Annotated in this window: 16 protein-coding genes and 1 riboswitch; of the genes, 8 read left to right on the forward strand and 8 right to left on the reverse strand. The window is 71.9% G+C overall.

Features of this window, described 5'->3' with window-relative positions; all coding sequences use genetic code 11:
- Positions 1 to 92: 92 nt before the first annotated feature.
- The 4 genes from KYX17_RS10350 to KYX17_RS10365 all read right to left on the reverse strand — a co-directional run bounded on the left by KYX17_RS10350 (position 93) and on the right by KYX17_RS10365 (position 4,674).
- The gene (locus tag KYX17_RS10350) at positions 93 to 1,457 is read right to left on the reverse strand and encodes an FAD-binding oxidoreductase (protein WP_243226904.1); all 1,365 of its coding nucleotides are present in this window, start codon (positions 1,455 to 1,457) and stop codon (positions 93 to 95) included.
- The gene (locus tag KYX17_RS10355; protein ID WP_243226905.1) at positions 1,454 to 1,828 is read right to left on the reverse strand and encodes a YrdB family protein; all 375 of its coding nucleotides are present in this window, start codon (positions 1,826 to 1,828) and stop codon (positions 1,454 to 1,456) included. The genes KYX17_RS10350 and KYX17_RS10355 overlap by 4 nt, the downstream gene beginning before the upstream one ends.
- 213 nt (positions 1,829 to 2,041) lie before the next feature.
- Positions 2,042 to 3,190, reverse strand: coding sequence for an N-acetylglucosamine-6-phosphate deacetylase (nagA, locus tag KYX17_RS10360; protein ID WP_243227292.1), 1,149 nt, complete (start codon positions 3,188 to 3,190; stop codon positions 2,042 to 2,044).
- Positions 3,187 to 4,674, reverse strand: a complete 1,488-nt coding sequence (locus KYX17_RS10365) for a family 20 glycosylhydrolase (RefSeq protein WP_243226906.1) — start codon at positions 4,672 to 4,674, stop codon at positions 3,187 to 3,189. Before KYX17_RS10365 ends, nagA begins: the two co-directional genes overlap by 4 nt.
- Before the next feature lie 96 nt (positions 4,675 to 4,770).
- Positions 4,771 to 4,854, forward strand: a riboswitch (ZMP/ZTP riboswitch).
- A 36-nt stretch (positions 4,855 to 4,890) separates the two neighbouring features.
- Between KYX17_RS10365 and glyA the strand changes: the two genes are divergently transcribed.
- The 3 genes from glyA (at position 4,891) to KYX17_RS10380 (ending at position 8,653) form a co-directional block, all read left to right on the forward strand.
- Entirely contained in the window at positions 4,891 to 6,165 is a 1,275-nt protein-coding gene (gene glyA, locus KYX17_RS10370) for a serine hydroxymethyltransferase (RefSeq protein ID WP_243226907.1), read from the forward strand.
- Positions 6,166 to 6,303: 138 nt separating this feature from the next.
- Positions 6,304 to 7,188, forward strand: coding sequence for a bifunctional methylenetetrahydrofolate dehydrogenase/methenyltetrahydrofolate cyclohydrolase (locus KYX17_RS10375; protein WP_243226908.1), 885 nt, complete (start codon positions 6,304 to 6,306; stop codon positions 7,186 to 7,188).
- A 148-nt stretch (positions 7,189 to 7,336) separates the two neighbouring features.
- Positions 7,337 to 8,653, forward strand: a complete 1,317-nt coding sequence (locus tag KYX17_RS10380) for an amidohydrolase family protein (RefSeq protein ID WP_243226909.1) — start codon at positions 7,337 to 7,339, stop codon at positions 8,651 to 8,653.
- A 15-nt stretch (positions 8,654 to 8,668) separates the two neighbouring features.
- On the opposite strand, the gene KYX17_RS10385 is transcribed toward KYX17_RS10380, so the two are convergent.
- On the reverse strand, positions 8,669 to 9,646 hold the full coding sequence (locus tag KYX17_RS10385; protein ID WP_243226910.1) for a PDR/VanB family oxidoreductase: 978 nt from the start codon (positions 9,644 to 9,646) through the stop codon (positions 8,669 to 8,671).
- 118 nt (positions 9,647 to 9,764) lie between these two features.
- On the opposite strand from KYX17_RS10385, the gene KYX17_RS10390 reads away from it, so the two are divergent.
- From KYX17_RS10390 to KYX17_RS10405, 4 genes are all read left to right on the forward strand, one after another.
- On the forward strand, positions 9,765 to 10,979 hold the full coding sequence (locus KYX17_RS10390; protein WP_243226911.1) for an amidohydrolase family protein: 1,215 nt from the start codon (positions 9,765 to 9,767) through the stop codon (positions 10,977 to 10,979).
- A 136-nt stretch (positions 10,980 to 11,115) separates the two neighbouring features.
- On the forward strand, positions 11,116 to 12,438 hold the full coding sequence (locus KYX17_RS10395; protein ID WP_243226912.1) for an FAD-binding oxidoreductase: 1,323 nt from the start codon (positions 11,116 to 11,118) through the stop codon (positions 12,436 to 12,438).
- Entirely contained in the window at positions 12,435 to 13,220 is a 786-nt protein-coding gene (locus tag KYX17_RS10400) for a creatininase family protein (RefSeq protein WP_243226913.1), read from the forward strand. Before KYX17_RS10395 ends, KYX17_RS10400 begins: the two co-directional genes overlap by 4 nt.
- On the forward strand, positions 13,217 to 13,864 hold the full coding sequence (locus KYX17_RS10405; RefSeq protein ID WP_243226914.1) for a pyridoxamine 5'-phosphate oxidase family protein: 648 nt from the start codon (positions 13,217 to 13,219) through the stop codon (positions 13,862 to 13,864). Before KYX17_RS10400 ends, KYX17_RS10405 begins: the two co-directional genes overlap by 4 nt.
- 167 nt (positions 13,865 to 14,031) lie before the next feature.
- On the opposite strand, the gene KYX17_RS10410 is transcribed toward KYX17_RS10405, so the two are convergent.
- Entirely contained in the window at positions 14,032 to 14,736 is a 705-nt protein-coding gene (locus KYX17_RS10410; protein ID WP_243226915.1) for an NAD(P)H-dependent oxidoreductase, read from the reverse strand.
- On the reverse strand, positions 14,733 to 15,170 hold the full coding sequence (locus KYX17_RS32275; protein WP_243226916.1) for a MarR family winged helix-turn-helix transcriptional regulator: 438 nt from the start codon (positions 15,168 to 15,170) through the stop codon (positions 14,733 to 14,735). Before KYX17_RS32275 ends, KYX17_RS10410 begins: the two co-directional genes overlap by 4 nt.
- Before the next feature lie 280 nt (positions 15,171 to 15,450).
- Between KYX17_RS32275 and KYX17_RS10420 the strand changes: the two genes are divergently transcribed.
- Positions 15,451 to 16,923, forward strand: coding sequence for an NAD-dependent succinate-semialdehyde dehydrogenase (locus KYX17_RS10420; RefSeq protein WP_243226917.1), 1,473 nt, complete (start codon positions 15,451 to 15,453; stop codon positions 16,921 to 16,923).
- 104 nt (positions 16,924 to 17,027) lie between these two features.
- Here KYX17_RS10420 and KYX17_RS10425 read toward each other — a convergent pair whose 3' ends face one another.
- The gene (locus tag KYX17_RS10425; protein ID WP_243226918.1) at positions 17,028 to 18,005 is read right to left on the reverse strand and encodes a type IV toxin-antitoxin system AbiEi family antitoxin domain-containing protein; all 978 of its coding nucleotides are present in this window, start codon (positions 18,003 to 18,005) and stop codon (positions 17,028 to 17,030) included.
- Positions 18,006 to 18,230: the final 225 nt, after the last annotated feature.

Genomic DNA, 18,230 nt, shown 5'->3' on the forward strand with positions numbered 1-18,230 from the left:
TTCCGGCATCGCATGTCCCACGTGCCGCATCGCATGTCCCACTTGCCGCAGAGAACCGGGGTCAAAGTTGCGGCACGTGGGACATGGCCGCCTCAGTCGGCGAAGACGACGCCGGGATTCAGGATGCCGGTGGGATCGAAGACCCGCTTGATGTCGCGCTGCAGCTCCCACTGGCGTGCGCCGAGCTCGTCGCGCAGCCATCGTCGCTTGAGCACACCGATCCCGTGCTCGCCGGTGAGTGTGCCGCCGAGCCGCAGCGCGGAACGGAACAGGTCGTCGGCCGCGCGCCAGACGACGTCCGGCACCTCCGGGCCCTGGAAGACGAAGTTGGGGTGGAGGTTCCCGTCGCCCGCGTGCGCCACCGTGGGAATCGTGAGTCCGTAGTCGCGCTCGATCCGCACGATCTCGTCGAACATCGCCGGCAGCGCGGATCGCGGCACGGAGACATCCTCGATGAGCGTCGTGCCGAGGCGCTCCATGGCCGGATGCAGCGATCGCCGCATCTGCAGCAGCGCCTCGCCCTCCGCCTCGTCCGCGGCCAGGCGCACCCGGCCGGCCGCGCCCTCGAGCACCTGTGCGATCTGCGCGGCGTCGTCGGCCGCTGTGGGGCCGTCGGTCTGCACGGTGAGCAGGCTCTCGCGGCCGGTGGGGGCGGGGAGGGAGAGGAGCGCGTGCACGGCGGCGAGGCTCGCCGCATCCATGAGCTCCATGATCGCCGGCTGCACGCCCGAGGCGGTGACGGCGGCTGCGCCCGCGGCTGCGGCGCGCACGTCGGCGAAGGATGCGGTGAGCGTGTGCGTCTGCCCGGCGACCAGGCGTCGCAGCTTGAGCGTGGCGCCCACGACGACGCCGAGCGTTCCCTCGGACCCGATCATGAGCGAGGTCAGATCGAGGCCGGTGACGCCCTTCACGCTGCGATGGCCGAGGCGCACGAGCTCGCCGTCCGCGAGGACGACATCGACGCCGAGGACCGCATCGCGCACGACGCCGTACTTGGCGCACAGCAGCCCGCCCGCACCGGTCGCGATGTTGCCGCCCACGGTCGAGATCGCGCGGCTCGCGGGGTCGGGCGCCCACCACGCCCCCTGGCGGGCGAGCTCGGCGTTGAGGTCGGCGTTGACGATGCCCGGCTCCACGACGGCGAGGAGGTCATCGGGACGGACCTCGAGGATGCGGTTCATCCGAGCAAGCGACAGGGCGATCCGGCCGTCGCCCGCATTCGCGCCGCCCGCGAGGCCGGTACCGGCACCGCGCGGCACGACCGGGGTGCCGGTGGCGTGTGCGATGCGCAGCACGGCCTGGACGTCCTCGACGTTCTCGGCATGAACGACGGCGAGGGCGTGGCCTCGGGCGGCGTGCCCGGACTTGTCGGCGCGGACCGCCTCGAGGGCGGCCTCTGTCGTGTCGACCCGGTCGCCGAGCGCCTCGCGCAGCAGGCCGACGACCGATGCGGTCATGCGAAGCGGCGGCGTCCGACGACCAGGCCCACCGTGACCGCGACGACCGCGTACGCGATGCCGATCCAGGTGAGGCCGAGCGACCACAGGGCGGCAGTCGCGGCGGCGTAGACGAGCAGCTCCGCGACCGCGCGCACGAAGGGGTGCACCGCGAACACCGCACGGGGGGAGACGAACAGTGCCCACAGCACGATGGCTGCGGCCGGGGTGAGGATGCCCACCACGAGGTTCCAGGGGAATGCCCACGTCGCGAAGCCCCAGATCGCCAGGGCGACGATGCCGCCGATCTCGCACAGGAACGCCACCACGTCGAGGGCGGACAGTGCGGGGCGCGTGCCGGCGGGCAGAGGCGCGGACGAAGGGGTGCTCACTCCGCCATTCTACGCGGGCGCCCAGCGCGAGCCCTTCCCGGCACTTCGCCCACGAGACTGTCCCCACAGCCCCTTCACGCCCGCCGCGCGGGCGCGGAGCCGCCGGCTGCGTGGGCCCACTTTGGGCACGAGATCACGGGTAAACACCGTGATCTCGTGATCAAGATGCCGTCTCGGCGGTGGCGAGGCGGGCCGGGAGCGCGCCCGGCGGCCTCAGACGGGTTCGCCGGCCAGCCACACCCCGGCGACCCGCAGGTCGGCGGTCAGCAGCACCGCGTCGGCGAGGCGGCCGGGCTCCAGCGCTCCGAGGTGATCGAGCCCCAGCACGCGCGCGGGCGTCTGGGTGAGCGCGTGCACCGCGGCGGGCAGCGCCACCCCCGCCGTCACCGCGACGCGCAGCGCCGCATCCTGCGTCAGCGTGGAACCGGCGATCGTGTCGGTGCCGGCCACGTGCGCGATGCCGCCCGCGACCTCCACATCGAGCGCGCCGAGGCGGTAGGCGCCGTCGGCGGCACCGGCGGCGGCCATCGCGTCGGTCACGAGCGCGACGCGCCCCGCGGCGGCGGATGCGGCGATCCGCACGATGTCCGGATGCAGGTGCACGCCGTCGGCGATGATCTCCAGCACGACGCGGTCGTCCGCGAGCGCCGTCCCCACCGGTCCGGGGAAGCGGTGGTGGAGCCCGGGCATCGCGTTGAAGGCGTGGGTGAGCACCGTCGCTCCCGCATCGAACGCCTCGGCGGCGAGGGCGGCGTCGGCTGCGGTGTGACCGACCGCCGCGACGACACCCGCCGCGACGATCCGCCGGACGGCGTCGAGGCCGCCGGGAAGCTCGGGCGCGAGCGTCACCTGGCGCACCGTGCCGTCGCCGGCCGCCAACAGCCTGTCGAGCGTCTCGGGGTCGGGGGCGCGCAGCAGGTCGCCGGCATGCGCCCCCCGGTGACTCGGTGCGAGGAAGGGACCCTCCAGATGGGAACCGAGGATGTCGGGATCGGTGCGGGCCAGCTCCGCGATCGTCTCCAGCCGCTCCACGAGGTCGCCGAGCGTCGCCGTGGCGAGCGAGAGGACGGCGCGAGTCGTGCCGTGCGCGCGGTGCAGTGCCCGGGCGGCGCGGACCGCATCCGGTCCGTCTTCGTAGGAGCGACCGCCGCCGCCGTGACCGTGCAGGTCGATGAATCCGGGGGTGAGCACCGCGTCGGGGCCCGCCTCGGCGCGCGCATCGACCAGCACGTCGCTCGCGTGTTCGCGCCAGCCGTCGCCCGTGCCCCGATGCGTGATGCGGCCCGCCTCCCATCGCACCCAGCCGTCCGGCGTCTCGCGGCCGCCGTCAACGATCCGTACCGAGTGGACGATCACGCTCACCGCCACGGCACGCCGTCGATCCGGCCGTAGGCGAGCCCATCGGCATCCCACCGGGTCGCGAGATCCGCCAGACGCTCGCGGAAGCTCTCCCACGACCGGGATGCACCCGGCGACCACGCCACCTCGGCGGCCGCGGCGAGGCGAGGGAACACCATCTGCTGGATGTCCTCCTCCGTGCGGATCGTCTCCGTCCACAGCGCCGCCTCGACGCCGAGGATCTGGTCCTCGCGGATGCCGGGAACGACCTCGCTCGGCTCCCAGTCGTAGGCGCGGCGCAGCGGCGTCGGACCGTTCGCCCACGTGAGCCCGAGGGCGCAGTCGGCGCTGTCCTTCATATCGAGGTACACCGCGTCGGCGGGGGAGAGGATGAGGCCTCCGCCGCGCTCGACGAAGCCGCGGGCCTTCTCGTCGGTGCCGTCCACGGGGCGCACGAAGCCCCAGTACTGCCCGATCGTTCCGCCCGCGAGGTGCGCGGCGCTGCCCGCTTCGTGCCAGGCGACGGAGGTTTTGCCGAGCGACGCCACGAGCGCGGTGACCTCCGCGAGCGCCTGGTCGTAGTCGTCGCGCGAGGTGCCGAGGGCCTCGTCGCCGCCGACGTGCAGGAAGGGTCCCGGCGTCAGTGCGGCCAGTTCGGTGAACACGTCGCGCAGGAATGCGCTCGTCTCCGCATCGCCGATGCGCAGCGACGAGAAGCCGACGCCGAAGCCGGTGTACGCCTGCCCCGCGACGGGCAGACCGCCGCCGAACTGCGCGGCCGTCTCCTCCAGCTCGGCGCTGACGACGGGAACGTGCGCGATCTCGGGGTACGCGAGCCCCACGGCGTGCGTGTGTCCCGGCACGTCGAACTCGGGGATCACCGTGATGTGACGCGAGGCCGCCGCATCCAGGATCCGCTGCCAATCGGCGCGCGAGTAGCAGCCGCCCGCATCGCCCAGGGCCGCCGAATCCGAGGCGTGCTCGGCCAGCCGCGGTCGCGAATCGAGCGCGAGTCGCCACCCCTGGTCGTCGCTGAGGTGCAGGTGCAGCACGTTGAGCTTGAGCTCCGCCATCCGATCGAGGAGGCGCTCGACGACGTCGACGGCGAAGAAGTGCCGGGCGACGTCGAGCATCAGCCCGCGGTGGACGAACCGCGGTGCGTCGTCGATCACCACGGCCGGCCACACCCAACCCTGCCGGGTCGGTGCCAGCAACTGCAGCAGCGTGTGCACGCCGTGCTGCAGGCCGGCGGCATCGGATGCGGTGAGCTCCACCGCGTCCGCATCGATCCGAAGCCGGTACGACTCCGCCGCACCCTCGCCGTCGATGCGCAGGCGGACGGCGCCGTCCGAGGCGGTGACCGGCGACAGTCCCGTGCGGCGGCGCAGTCGTCCGGTCAGGAGAGCGACCGCACCCGCCTCACCGGCGATGGAGAGCGCCTCCGTGACCGCGAACGCGCCGTCGCCGAGGGCGACGGACGCCGGTCGCGGAACCAGGCCGGTTGACATGTAAGGAACCTTAACAAACCCGCCTCCGGTGCACCACGTGTTCGCCGCGGCGGTGCCGGGCGTTCAGGTGTGCCTCGCGTCCACGTCCGGTATGCTCGATGCCGTCGCGACTGGCGTTGAGGTGGATGACCACCGGGGAGCGACCGACACGGTATTCGGCCGTACGCCTGGGCCGATACGGAACCCATCTGTCCGAAACCGTCGTCAGGGAGAGTCATGACCGACCCGTACTTCAACGCCCCCCTCGCAGAGGTCGACCCCGAGATCGCCCAGGTGCTCGAGCGCGAACTCGAGCGTCAGCGCGGCTACCTCGAGATGATCGCGTCCGAGAACTTCGTGCCCGTCTCGGTGCTGCAGTCGCAGGGCTCCGTGCTCACCAACAAGTACGCCGAGGGCTACCCCGGCCGCCGCTACTACGGCGGCTGCGAAGAGGTGGACGTCGCCGAGGAGCTCGCGATCGCCCGCGCCAAGTCCCTCTTCGGTGCCGGCTTCGCGAACGTGCAGCCGCACTCCGGTGCCTCCGCCAACGCGGCGGTGCTGCACGCGATCGCCCGTCCCGGCGACACGCTGCTGGGCCTCTCGCTCGACCAGGGCGGTCACCTCACGCACGGCATGAAGATCAACTTCTCCGGCCGGCTCTACAACATCGTCGCCTACGGCGTCGACCCCGAGACCAGTGTCATCGACATGGACGAGGTGCACCGCCTCGCCGTCGAGCACAAGCCGAAGGTCATCATCGCCGGCTGGTCCGCGTACCCGCGCCAGCTCGACTTCGCGCGCTTCCGCGAGATCGCCGACGAGGTCGGTGCGTACCTCTGGGTGGACATGGCGCACTTCGCCGGCCTCGTCGCCGCGGGTGTGCACCCGAACCCCGTTCCGTACGCGCACGTCGTCTCCTCGACCGTGCACAAGACGATCGGTGGCCCCCGCTCGGGCTTCATCCTCACGAACGACGAGGATCTCGCGAAGAAGATCAACACCGCGGTCTTCCCGGGCCAGCAGGGCGGTCCGCTCATGCACGTGATCGCCGCCAAGGCGACCGCGTTCAAGCTCGCGGCGACCCCCGAGTTCAAGGAGCGCCAGGAGCGCACGGTCCGCGGCGCGGCGATCCTCGCCGACCGGCTCGCGCAGCAGGACGTGAAGGATGCGGGCATCGCGGTGCGCTCGGGCGGCACCGACGTGCACCTGGTTCTCGTCGATCTCCGCGAGGCGGCCATCGACGGCAAGCAGGCCGAAGACCTCCTGCACGAGATCCACATCACGGTCAACCGCAACGCGGTGCCCAACGACCCGCGTCCGCCGATGGTCACCTCGGGTCTGCGCATCGGCACGCCGGCGCTCGCGACCCGCGGTTTCGGCGACGCCGAGTTCACCGAGGTCGCCGACATCATCGCGCTCGCGCTGCTTCCCGGCGCCGACGTCGCGGCGCTGCGCACGCGCGTCGCCGCGCTGACCGCCGCGTTCCCGCTGTACCCCGACCTGCAGCAGTGATCGGAACGGATGCGGCAGCACCGGGTGTTGCCGCATCCGTATCCCTACGTGCATAGTGATTGAGTACCCTCGGTCGCGACGCTGCGCTCCTCGCGCAGGCCGGCGCGTGTTCGGGGCGGGCTCGAAGAGGAGACGATAATGACCGCGATCACACTCGACGGCGTCCGCACCGCGGCCGCGATCAAGGAAGAGCTCGCCGCGCGCGTGGCGGCGCTCGCCGAGCGGGGAGTGGTTCCCGGCATCGCCACGGTGCTGGTGGGGGCGGACCCCGCCTCGCAGCTGTACGTGGGAATGAAGCACAAGCAGTCCGTCGCGATCGGGATGAACTCGATCCAGCGTGAGCTTCCCGCGGATGCCACGCAGGAAGACGTCGAAGCGTTGATCGACGAGCTCAACGCCGACCCGACCTGCCACGGCTACATCGTGCAGCTGCCGCTGCCGAAGCACCTCGACACGGATCGCATCCTCGAACGGATCGACCCCGACAAGGATGCGGACGGCCTGCACCCGACCAACCTCGGCCGCCTGGTGCTGAACGTGAACACGCCGATCACCTCGCCGCTGCCGTGCACGCCGCGCGGTGTGATCGAGCTGCTGCAGCGCAACGGCTACGACCTGGCGGGCAAGCACGTCGTCGTCGTCGGTCGTGGCGTCACCATCGGCCGCTCGATCGGGCTCCTGCTGACGCGCCGCGACATCAACGCGACCGTGACCCTCACCCACACCGGCACGGCGGATCTCCCGTTCCACCTCGCGCAGGCGGACGTCGTCGTCGCGGCCGCCGGCGTCAAGCACCTCGTGCGCGCCGAGCACCTGCGCGCGGGGGTGGCGGTGCTGGATGTCGGCGTCACGCGCGAGACGCATCCGGAGACGGGCAAGAGCATCGTCTACGGCGATGTGCACCCCGACGTCGTGGAGGTCGCCGGGTACGTGTCACCGAACCCCGGCGGCGTGGGCCCGATGACGGTGGCCCTGCTGCTGACGAACGTCGTCGAGGCCGCGGAGCGCGCGGCGGGGCTCTGACCCGCCACGGCACAGCTCAGTCGCGACGCAACTCAGCCGATGCTGCGGGCTCCGGCGGATGGAGACGGTCCAGGAGCGGTTCGTGGCGGAGCTGTGCACGCGCGCCCGCGGTAACCTGCCGGTGATCTCGGACTGAGACGATCGGGCCATGCTCACCCTGCGCGGCGCACGCCGCATCCTCGTCGATCGTCAGACCGAGCGGGAGGGCGACCTCGTGCTCGACGGCGGAGTGGTGTCGGCATCCGCGCCGGCCGAGGCGATGGGCGAGCAGCTCGATGTGTCGGGCTGCGTCGTGACGCCGGGACTGATCAATGCGCACCACCATCTCCTGCAGACCGGCTTCCGCACGCTGCCCGCAACCCGCGGCGTGCCGATGCGGGACTGGCTGCCGGCGATGGCGGCCGCCTACGCCGACGCCGGCATCGACGCGTCCCTCACCGGGGCCACGGCGGCCGCGGGCATCGCGGAGTCGCTGTTGAGCGGGGTGACGACGGTGGCGGATCACCAGCTGAACTGGCCGGACCCGGCGCGCTCGCCGCATCCCGTCGACGACACGGTCGCGATCGCCCGATCGGTGGCGGATGCGGCCGCCGAGCTGGGCGCCAGGCTCGTCTTCGTGCGGGGCTCGGCCCGAGACGCTCCGGAGGCGGCGGAGGCGAGCGCGCGCGCCATCGCCGCCCACTTCCTCACGCCGGATGCGGGCGGGGTGCGCGCCGACGGCATGCTGCAGCTCGCGGTGGGGCCCGCGGGCGTGCACTCCGATGGTGAGGAGACGTTCCGGGCGCTGGGTGCGGTCGCGCGCGAGTACGGACTTCGCCGTCGCACGCAGGCGAACGAGCAGGTCGACACCCAGATCGCGCTGGAGCGCTACGGCCGGCGGCCCCTGGACCTCCTGGAGGAGTGGGGCTGGGTCGCACCCGATGTCACGATCGCGCACCTCTGCGATGTGACCGACGCCGAGATCGACCGCCTGGCCGCGGCGGGCGTCACCGCGACGCACGCCCCGGGTTGCGACGTGCCGATGGGATGGGGCATCGCGCCCGTCGCGCGGATGCGGGATGCCGGCATCCGCGTGGGGCTCGGCACCTCCGGCGGCGGCTCCAACGACGCCGGACACCTGCTGGCCGACGCACGGCTGGCGCTGCAGGTGTCGGCGCTCGTGGGGCCGCAGCTCGACGCGCGAGACGTCCTGGAGATGGCGACGGCCGGTTCGGCGGCAGGGCTCGGCCGGCCCGAGCTCGGCCACCTGAGGCCGGGAGCGGCCGCGGACGTGTGCGTCTGGGACGTGGACACGGTGGCGGATGCGGGTGTCGCGGACCCCGTGGCGGGACTGCTCTGGACCGCCCCCGGACGCAGGCCCCGGCACGTGATCGTCGCGGGGCGTGTGGTCGTGCGCGACTACCGTCTCGTGCAGGGTGACGAGCGCGAGATCGTCGAACGGCTGCGCACGCGGGTCGGCCGCTGAGCAGCGTCCGCGCGCTCAGAGATCGAGCACGATCCGTTCGCACGCCGCCCGCGAGACGCAGACCATCATGACGGTCGAGTCACGCTGCTCGATCGGGGTGAGCACCGAGTCCCGGTGCTCGATGTCGCCCTCGAGCACCGGTACCTCGCACGTGCCGCATGTGCCGCGGCGGCAGCTCGACAGCACGAGTGTGTCGGGTGACTGCTCGCGGATCGCGTCGAGCACCGACTGCTCGGGAGCGACCACGACGACATCGCCGCTCATGGCCAGCTCCACCTCGAACGGGTCCGGCCACACCGGCGCCCCGAACTCCTTGGCCTCGAATCGCTCGACGTGCAGCGCACGCTCGTCCACACCCGCATCCAGCGCGTCCAGCATCCGCTTCGGGCCGCACGCGAACACGGCCGTGCGTTCGTCGACGGATGCGGCCAGCGCGTCGATGTCGAGGCGGGCGCCCTCGTCGCCGGCGTGGATGCGCACGCGGTCGCCGTACGTCTCGGCGAGCTCCGCGGCGAACGCCATGTTGGCGCGTGAGCGCCCCGCGTAGTCCAGCTCCCACTCCGCGCCGGCGGTCTCGGCCGCGGCGGCCATCGCTCGGATCGCCGTGATGCCGATCCCACCCGCGACGAACCGATAGCGCGTGCCGGGGGAGAGCTCGAACGGGAAGTGATTGCGGGGTCCGCGCACACGCACACGCGTGCCGACCTCGAGCTCGTCGTGCACGCGCACGGATCCGCCGCGCCCGCCCGTCTCGCGCAGCACCGCGATGCGCCATCGCCCGCGCTCCGCCGTGTCGCCGCACAGCGAGTACTGGCGCTCCACCGGGCCGGTGCCGTCGGCATCCGGAAGGATCACGTCGAGGTGGGATCCGGGGGTCCACGCGGGCAGATCGCGCCCGTTCGGAGACGCCAGGTCGAAGGCGACGACGTCGTCGGCGAGCGCTGTGCGCTCCACCACGACGAGATCGCGTTCGACGTCGCTGAAGTAACTCACAGCGCGCCACGCTAATCGGCCCGTGTGACGAGCAGATGACGCGAGACGCGTTACCGGCGGGAAACGCGAGCCGGATACGGTCGGCGCTGGTGCCGGACGGCGCCGGAGAGGCAGCACCATGACCGAGTCGCCGCAGTCCACGATGATCGATCGGATCGCGGGGGCCACACTCGCGGACGGTTCCCGCGTCGACGTTGTGATCGAGGACGCCCGTGTCGCCGCCGTGACGCCGGCGGATCCCGTGTTCGCAGCCGGTGCGCGCGACCTCTCCGGATACGTGCTCCTTCCCGCGGCCGCAGAGCCGCACGCGCACCTCGACAAGGCGCTCAGCTGGGACGCCATCCGCTCGCCCATGGGCGATCTGCGCGCCGCGATCTCGGCGTGGCGGGTCTACGCCGAGACGATGACGGTGGCGGACGCGGCCGCGCGGGCTCGCGCGCAGGTGCTCCGGATGCTCGGCAACGGCACGACCGCCATCCGCACGCACGTCGACGTGCTGCTGGGAAATGAGCCACTGCGGGGTGTGGAGGCGCTCGTGGCGGTGCGGGAGGAGCTGGCCGCACTCGTGGACATCGAGATCGTCGCCCTCGCCGGCCCCGACGTGTCGACCGCGCACCTCGAGGCGGCACTGGATGCGGGTGCCGATGCCGTCGGAGGGGCCTCGCACCTCGCCGACGATCCGATCGCGGACCTCCACCGCCTGCTCGATGTCGCCGAGCGCCGAGGCGTTCCCGTCGACCTGCACACGGATGAGGGACTCGCGGCCGCCGTCACCCTCGACGCCTACGCCCGACGCACCCGCGGGTGGCCGCAGAACCGCTCCGCGGGGCACTGTGTGCGACTGGGCACCCTCGACGAGCCCGCGCGCGATCAGGTCATCGCCGAGGTCGTCGCGTCGGGCGTGGGCATCATCGCCAACCCCATCACCAACCTGTCGTTGCAGGGGTGGGGCGTCCCCGTGGCGACGCCCCGCGGCATCGCGCCTGCCCGGGCGCTGCTGGCCGCGGGTGCGCGGTTCGCCGCCGGCGCCGACAACGTGCGCGACCCGTTCAACCCGCTCGGCCGCGGTGACGCGCTGGAGACCGCGATGCTCCTCGTCGTCGCCGCGCACCTCACCGCAGGCGAGGCGTACACCGCGGTGTCCACCGGTGCGAGGGAGGTCATGGGGCTGCCCGAAGCGGGAGTCGCGGTCGGCGCCCGCGCGGATCTGCTCGCCGTGCGCGCGGACTCGCTCGTGCAGGCGATCGCCGAAGCGCCGGCGGATCGCCTCGTGATCCGCGGTGGGCGCATCGTGGCGGCCACCGCGACCGAGGGCTGGGTCGCCGCCCCCTGATCGCAAACCGCGTGTTGCGTGCGCGAAACATGAGCGGCGCATGATGATCGCGGGCCACGGCCTCTGCGCGGCGAGTGACTCATCACCCGGCTCGTCGCGCTCCTTCGTCGGGAGATGCACGCGAAGGAGGATTCCTATGACCGCACCCGATTACGCCGCCCTCGAGGCGGAGCTGCGCGACCTGCTGGGTCCGCGCGGCGTCTCCAGCGACATGCGTCAGCGCGAGAAGGCGTCTGTCGACGGTGCGCGGATGTCGCCGATCATCGCCGAGCTGCTGCCGTTAGGGATCGCCGACCTGGTCGCTTTCCCGACGACCGCTCAGGAGATCGCGGACGTCGTCGGCCTCGCCGCACGTCACGGTGTGGCCATCACGCCACGCGGCAAGGGGACCGGCAACTACGGTCAGGCGATCCCCATGCCGGGCGGACTCGTGCTCGACACCTCGCGCGCCCGCACGATCGTCGAGGTGGGCGACGGCTGGATCACGGCGGATGCGGGCGCGCCCATGAACGCGCTCGAGGCCGCCGCCCGCGCGGCCGGCCAGCAGCTGTGGATGTACCCGTCGACCGTGCACACCACGATCGGCGGATTCCTCGCGGGCGGCTCCGGTGGAACGGGAACCATCGCCCACGGCTCGAACGACATGGGGTTTGTGCTCGCGCTCGACGTCGCCACGCCCGCATCCGGCGGCGCCCTGCGACACGTGGAGGGCGACGAAGCGCAGGGCTTCGTGCACAACTACGGCACCGCGGGCATCATCACCCGCGCCACCGTGCGCCTCGAGCCGCTGCAGGAGTGGCGGGGTCTCTACGCCTCGTTCCCCGACTTCTCCGGCGCCCTGTCCGTGCTGCGGACGCTCGGTCGGATGACCCCCGCGCCGCGACTCGTGTCGGCGGACACCCCGCACATCACCGCCCAGCTGCCACCCGACCAGGCGTTTCCCGCGGGGCGCAGCTCACTGCGCATGATCGCCGACGCCGGCATCCTCGACGACGCGATCGCCCTCATCGAGCAGGCCGGCGGGCGGATCGAGGATGTGCGGGAGGGGCCGGGCGTCAGCGCCGCCATCTCCGTGCTCAGCTACAACCACCCGATCGAGTGGCTGCAGAAGTCCGAGCCGGGCGTGTACTTCCACGTCGAGGTGTCCGGTGACGCGCTGGTGGAGCGCATCGACGAGGTGCACGCCGTCTACCCCGGCGGCCAGCTGCACATCGAGGCGGGCCACACCGTTCCGATCGGGATGCTGGCGGGCGTCTACGAGAGCCCGGAGGCCGTCTACGCCGGCATCGAACGACTCGGCGAACTGGGCGTCGGCGTGCACAACCCGCACCAGTGGAACGTCGACTTCCGCCTCGCCGAGACGGTGGAGCTTGCGCGGCAGACCGACCCGCAGGGGTTGCTGAACCCGGGCAAGCTCAACCCCGACTACGCCGGCCCGACCAAGGGGGCGATCCGATGACGGCGGTGTCGCGGCGTTGGGACGACCTCTCCGGGCCGGCACTGGTCGCGGCCACAAGCGACCGATCGATCGCCGTCGTGCCGATCGGGGCGATCGAGCACCACGGTCCGCACCTGCCGCTGCGCACCGACACCCTGATCGCCGAGGCGGTCGCGACCGCTGCCGTCGAGCGCGTCGCCGCGCAGGGGGTGGATGCGTGGCTGCTCCCGACGCTCGCGTACGCGAAGTCCGATGAGCACTACTGGGCGCCCGGAACCCTCTGGATGGAGGGGACGACCCTGCTGCAGCAGCTCATCGAGATCGGCCGCTCCATCGCGCAGACGCCGGTGCGTACGGTGGCCTTCGTCAACGGACACGGCGGCAACGTCATGCTGCTCGGCTGGGTCAACAGGGAGCTCCGCCGCCGATTCGGGCTGCGCTCGTTCTCCATGGGCTCGGGTGCGGGCGTCGCGGGCGACGGACGGGACGGCCGGCCCGACGAGCTCGGTCAGGGCATCCATGCCGGTTGGGGGGAGACATCGGTCGTCATGCACCTCGCGCCGCACCTCGTGGCGGAGGAGCTTCCGCCACGCAATGTGCCCGAGCGCGTCGCGGGGCTGACCCACATCGGCTTCAATGCCAAGCCCGTGATGTTCGGATGGACGAGCGACGACTTCGGCGCCGACGGCGTGATCGGGGATCCCACCGGCGCGAACGCCGAGGACGGGCGGCGGATCTTCGAGGCCGGCGTCGACTTCGTGGCGGAGGCGCTCATCGAGATCGACGGATTCGAGTTCGCATGACCGACCCTCCCGCATCCGACATCGTCGCCCTCCGGGTGCCGCGCATCGACGTGGCCACCGACCCGGTGCACGCCGACGACCCGCCGCGCGATCCGCTCGCGCTCGCGGCGTCGTGGCTGCCCGGCGACGGTGAGGAGCGCGCGTTGATGACGCTCTCCACGGTCGACGAGGACGGCTTCCCTCGCGCGCGCACCGTCATGCTCACGGAGTTCGACGGGGAGCGTTTCTTCTTCCACACGGATGCGGCGAGCCGGAAGGTGCGGGACCTCAGCCTCAACCCGCGGGTCGCGTTGACCGTGCTGTGGCCCGGCTTCACGCACCAGCTCGTCGTGCAGGGGACCGCCGCCGTGGCGGAGGAGGATGAGATCGCGCGCGCCTACGCCGGCCGCTCCGACTACCTGCGCCAGCTCGCGTGGCTCAACACCGCCGAGTACGCCCGCCAGCCTCGTGCGCGCCGGGAGCGGCAGTGGGCCGCGTTCGCCGCGGCGAACCCGCATCCGGCGCAGCCCGACGGCTGGATCGGCTACGCGGTGCGGCCGCGGCGCCTGCTGTTCTGGACCTCGCACCCCACCGCCGCGAGCCGTCGCCTCGAGTACGTGCGCGAAGAGGGCGGCGGCTGGATCTGCCGGCACCTGCCGGGCTGAGTCGTGCCGCGTGCTCGAGGTGCGCGCCCCGGGCCGCGCGCCGGGCCGCGCGCCCGGCCGCGCGCCGGGGCCGCGCGCCGGTCGGAGAATGTGCGCATTGTCGGAGGATCCGCGCTGCATCCTCCGACATTCGCGTGAATCTCCGACCGAGCGAGCGCCCAGGCCGGTCAGACGCCGGCTCCGGCTCCGGCCCCCGCACCGGCCCCCGCACCGGCCCCCGCACCGGCCCCCGCTCCCGCTCCCGCGGGCATGCGGTGTCGGACTGGGCGCCCCGCATCCCGCGCGCCCAGGCGGCCTGCCTGGGCGATCCAGGCCCGACGCGTCTCGTCGCTGCGGTGGCGCACCTGGTCGAAGCGGGTCACCCCGATCGTGCGCACGCCGCAGTATCCGAGCACCGCGTTTCGCAGACTCGTCTCCGCGGCGTGACGGTACACGATCGCGTTCCACGCGCGAGGCGAGTCCATCGTCATGACGATGCGGGCGGTGCGGCCGGTGAGCAGCTTGTCCCACAGGGGGCCGGTCGGGCGATAGCGGAACGCGAACCCCGACAGGAACACGCGGTCGATGAAGACCTTGAGGGCGCCGGGATACGTACCCCACCACTGCGGGAAGAAGAACACGAGATGCTCGGCCCACGCGATGTCCTCGATCGCTCGCGCCGCGACCGCATCCAGCGGTGCGTCGTCGGACGTGCGGGGCATCCGCACCGCGCCCGGCGTGCGCGGATGGGCGGGAGCTTCTTCGACCGCGAGGTCGATCACGCGGACCTCCGCCCCCGCGGCACGGGCCGCATCCGCGTACGAGCGGGCGAGGGCGTGGTTGAGAGTGTCGGGCAGCGGAGTGCCGACGATGACGACGATCCTGGTGCTCACGGGGTCTCCTTCTCTCGGACGAGCTCCGTCAGCACCTCCAGCTGACGGGCGAGCACAGCGCGATCGACTCCGGTGTCGATCAGGCGCGGATCGTCGAACAGGCTCATGAATTCGCCGTCGAGCTCGCCCCCGGCGCGCTCGACGAGGCTCGCGCCCGCATCCGTCAGGCCGACGAGGATGCGGCGCCCCGGACCGTTCGAGGTGCGTATCCACCCCGCCTCGGCGAGATGCGGCATCCGCTTGCTGACCGCGGCCTTGGTGACCATGAGGCACCGCGCCAGCGAGGTCAGATCGAGCGGTTGCTGATCGGCGATCGTGGCGAGGTAGATGAAGTCGCCGATCGAGATCCCGTAGCCGCTGCGCAGACGTGCATCCGCGAACGCGTCGATGGTCGCGACGAGCTCGTGCAGGGTGAAGGAGATCCGGTCGGTCACATCCTGAGTCAACCAGTTGACACGCAGTGAGTCAACCAGTTGACACGTTTTGTCTGTGCGCGACCGTCGGAGAATGCGCGTCCCGTCGGAGGGTACGTGCCGGATCCTCCGACGTCGGCGCGAATCTCCGACCGGCGACGCGGATGCCGGCGCCGGAGGTCTGTACGCGGCGGCGAGTCCGGATGCGGGGGCGCGCCGTGCGGGCGAATGCTCGGGGCTCCGCGGCGGATGAGAATGGGCAGGTCCCGACGGCGGGATGACCCAACCGAGGAGAGCCGAGATGACCGCACTCACCGAGACCGACCTGCTCGCCCGCGTCCGCTCGCAGCTGCTCATCGGCGGCGCGTGGCGCGACGCATCCGACGCCCGGACGCTCGACGTGCGCGACCCCGCCACCAACGCGGTCGTGAAGACGATCGCGAGCGCGACGGCGGCAGACGGCGCCGCAGCACTGGATGCGGCCGTCGACGCGTTCGAGTCGTGGTCGCGGACCCCGGCACGTGAGCGGGCCGAGCTGCTGCGCCGTGCGTTCGACCTGCTGCAGCAGCGCAAGGAGGAGTTCGCGCTGCTCATGACGATCGAGATGGGCAAGCCGCTCGCGGAGGCTCGTGGCGAGGTCGTCTACGGCGGCGAGTTCCTGCGGTGGTTCAGCGAAGAGGCCGCCCACGTGCAGGGACGATACGGCGCCAACCCCGAGGGCACCGGCCGCATGATCGTCTCGCAGCACCCCGTCGGGCCGTGCTACCTCATCACCCCCTGGAACTTCCCGCTCGCGATGGCCACGCGCAAGATCGCCCCCGCGCTCGCCGCCGGATGCACGGTGGTCATCAAGCCGGCCGAGCTCACCCCGTTGACGACGCTGTACTTCGCCCAGCTGCTGCAGGATGCGGGTCTGCCCGACGGCGTGGTCAATGTCATCACCACGTCGCACTCCGGCGCGGTGTCGGAACCGATCATCCGCGACCCGCGCCTGCGCAAGCTGTCGTTCACGGGCTCGACGCCGGTTGGCGTGAAGCTGCTCGAGCAGGCAGCCGGCGGCGTGCTCCGCACCTCGATGGAGCTCGGCGGCAACGCACCCTTCCTCGTCTTCGACGACGCCGACCTCGACAAGGCCGTGGAGGGCGCGATGGCGGCGAAGTTCCGCAACATCGGCCAGGCGTGCACCGCCGCGAACCGCTTCCTCGTGCACCGCAGCGTCGCAGAGGAGTTCACCCGTCGCGTCACGGAACGGGTTCAGGCGATGAGGGTCGGCCGCGGCACCGAGCAGGGCGTGGCGATCGGTCCGCTCATCGACGATCGTGCCGTCGCGAAGGCTGCGGCTCTGGTGTCGGATGCGGTCTCACGCGGTGCGAGCGTGCGCACCGGCGGGTCGGCGATCCAGGGCGAGGGCACCTTCTTCGAGCCGACGGTCGTCTCCGACGTCGCGGCGGGAAGCGACATCCTGCGTGAGGAGATCTTCGGGCCGGTGCTGGCGATCGTCCCCTTCGACACCGAGGACGAGGCGGTCGCGCTCGCCAACGCGACCGAGTACGGACTGGTGTCCTACGTCTTCACCGAGAACCTCGCCCGCGGTCAGCGCATGATCGAGCGCCTCGAGACCGGGATGATGGGGCTCAACATGGGTGTCGTCTCCAACGCAGCCGGGCCCTTCGGCGGGTGGAAGTCCTCCGGCCTCGGCCGCGAGGGCGGGGCCGAAGGCATCCACGAGTACCTCCAGACCAAGTACACGCTGACCCCGAATCCCTTCGCCTGAGCGCCCGCGGCCCCGCGCTGCTGTCGCGGAGAGAGCATCCGATTGCCGAATGAGCACTCCATTGGATGCTCATTCGATGAACGAATGCTCGCTCGGTCCTGTCGTCACGAGGCCGGGCGCACCGGGTGCACGCCACAGGCCGCGAGGTGGCGGCGGAAGGCCGACGCCGTGGCGAGGTGAGCCATCTGCCAGCGCACGATCCGCTTGCCGGTCACGCCGCGGATCCAGTCCTCCCGCTCCTTCTCGTCGGCGAGCACGCGAGCCGGCGTGCGGCCGTTCAAAAAGCGCGGATCGGTGTACTTGAGGGCACCGTCGAACTCGCCCCAGACCGGACCGAGGTCGAAGTCGACCAGGTAGTCGGCGCCGTGCGGGCCCATGACCGGGACCTGGAGCCGCGGGTCGGCGAAGCCGAGCTGCCGCAGCAGAAGACGACTCACGCTCTCGCCGGGCAGCTGCGCGCGTGCATCCGCGAACTCCGTCACGAAGCGGGCCGCACGGATGCCGCGTCGCCCGGTTCGACGACGGAGGTGGTCGGTGATCTCCTCACGAAGACCTTCAGCGCGCTCGAGATGGATCGCGCCAGTCCCGTCCGTCGCGACTGTGCGCAGAGCCGCATCCGCGAGGGACACGCCCGCCTCGAGCGGTACCGTGGCGATGACATCGGCGACCGTCCGAGCCAGCGTGGTCACACCGAGGCAACCGGACTCGAGCCACACCACGTCCGCTGGCGGGAGTGGCAGTCGATGACGGAAGACCTGCGGCGTGGACCTCGCCGGGCCGTCGACCGTGACGTGGACACGCGTTGAGCGGATGCGGAACAGCGGGAGGCCCCAGAGCGCCGCGGCGCTCAGGTGCGAGAACACGATCGGAGCGCCTCTGCCCGCTTCGTGCGCGGCAGCGGCAGCCCAGCGCGCGCGCTCCTCGGATGCGAGGTCCTTCCATGCCGAGGCGGCGGCGTAGACGCCCGGCCGCACACGGTCGAGCCTGCCCCGATCGCGGTCCGCGCGAAGCGTCGTGTCCGAGGCGCCGCGTGCCAGCGCATCCCGGCGGGTGAAGATAGCGTCGTCGAACGAGGGCAGCATTCGACAACCCTCCGCAAAGGAACGGCGGGCCGTGCTGGGCGCTGCATGACGTGTGTACAGCTCGCCGCGGACAAGGGATGCGGGAGGAGCGGTCGGTCGCCGCATCCGCCACCGTTTGCGGCTCACCGCGCGCGGGCTCAGCTCACCGAGTGAGCATCCAATCATCGAGTGAGCACCCCATTGCATGCTCACTCGGCGAACGGGTGCTCGCTCGGGCGCGGGGCC

The sequence above is a fragment of the Microbacterium sp. CIAB417 genome, assembly GCF_022788845.1.

Excerpts from the sequence above, each read along its gene's own strand:
- KYX17_RS10380 (WP_243226909.1), top strand. The coding sequence starts at position 7,337 with ATGCTCACCCTGCGCGGCGCACGCCGCATCCTCGTCGATCGTCAGACC.
- KYX17_RS10400 (WP_243226913.1), top strand. The coding sequence starts at position 12,435 with ATGACGGCGGTGTCGCGGCGTTGGGACGACCTCTCCGGGCCGGCACTG.
- KYX17_RS10420 (WP_243226917.1), top strand. The coding sequence starts at position 15,451 with ATGACCGCACTCACCGAGACCGACCTGCTCGCCCGCGTCCGCTCGCAG.
- KYX17_RS10395 (WP_243226912.1), top strand. The coding sequence starts at position 11,116 with ATGACCGCACCCGATTACGCCGCCCTCGAGGCGGAGCTGCGCGACCTG.
- KYX17_RS10375 (WP_243226908.1), top strand. The coding sequence starts at position 6,304 with ATGACCGCGATCACACTCGACGGCGTCCGCACCGCGGCCGCGATCAAG.
- KYX17_RS10405 (WP_243226914.1), top strand. The coding sequence starts at position 13,217 with ATGACCGACCCTCCCGCATCCGACATCGTCGCCCTCCGGGTGCCGCGC.
- glyA (WP_243226907.1), top strand. The coding sequence starts at position 4,891 with ATGACCGACCCGTACTTCAACGCCCCCCTCGCAGAGGTCGACCCCGAG.
- KYX17_RS10390 (WP_243226911.1), top strand. The coding sequence starts at position 9,765 with ATGACCGAGTCGCCGCAGTCCACGATGATCGATCGGATCGCGGGGGCC.
- KYX17_RS10365 (WP_243226906.1), bottom strand. The coding sequence starts at position 4,674 with ATGTCAACCGGCCTGGTTCCGCGACCGGCGTCCGTCGCCCTCGGCGAC.
- KYX17_RS10350 (WP_243226904.1), bottom strand. The coding sequence starts at position 1,457 with ATGACCGCATCGGTCGTCGGCCTGCTGCGCGAGGCGCTCGGCGACCGG.
- KYX17_RS10425 (WP_243226918.1), bottom strand. The coding sequence starts at position 18,005 with ATGCTGCCCTCGTTCGACGACGCTATCTTCACCCGCCGGGATGCGCTG.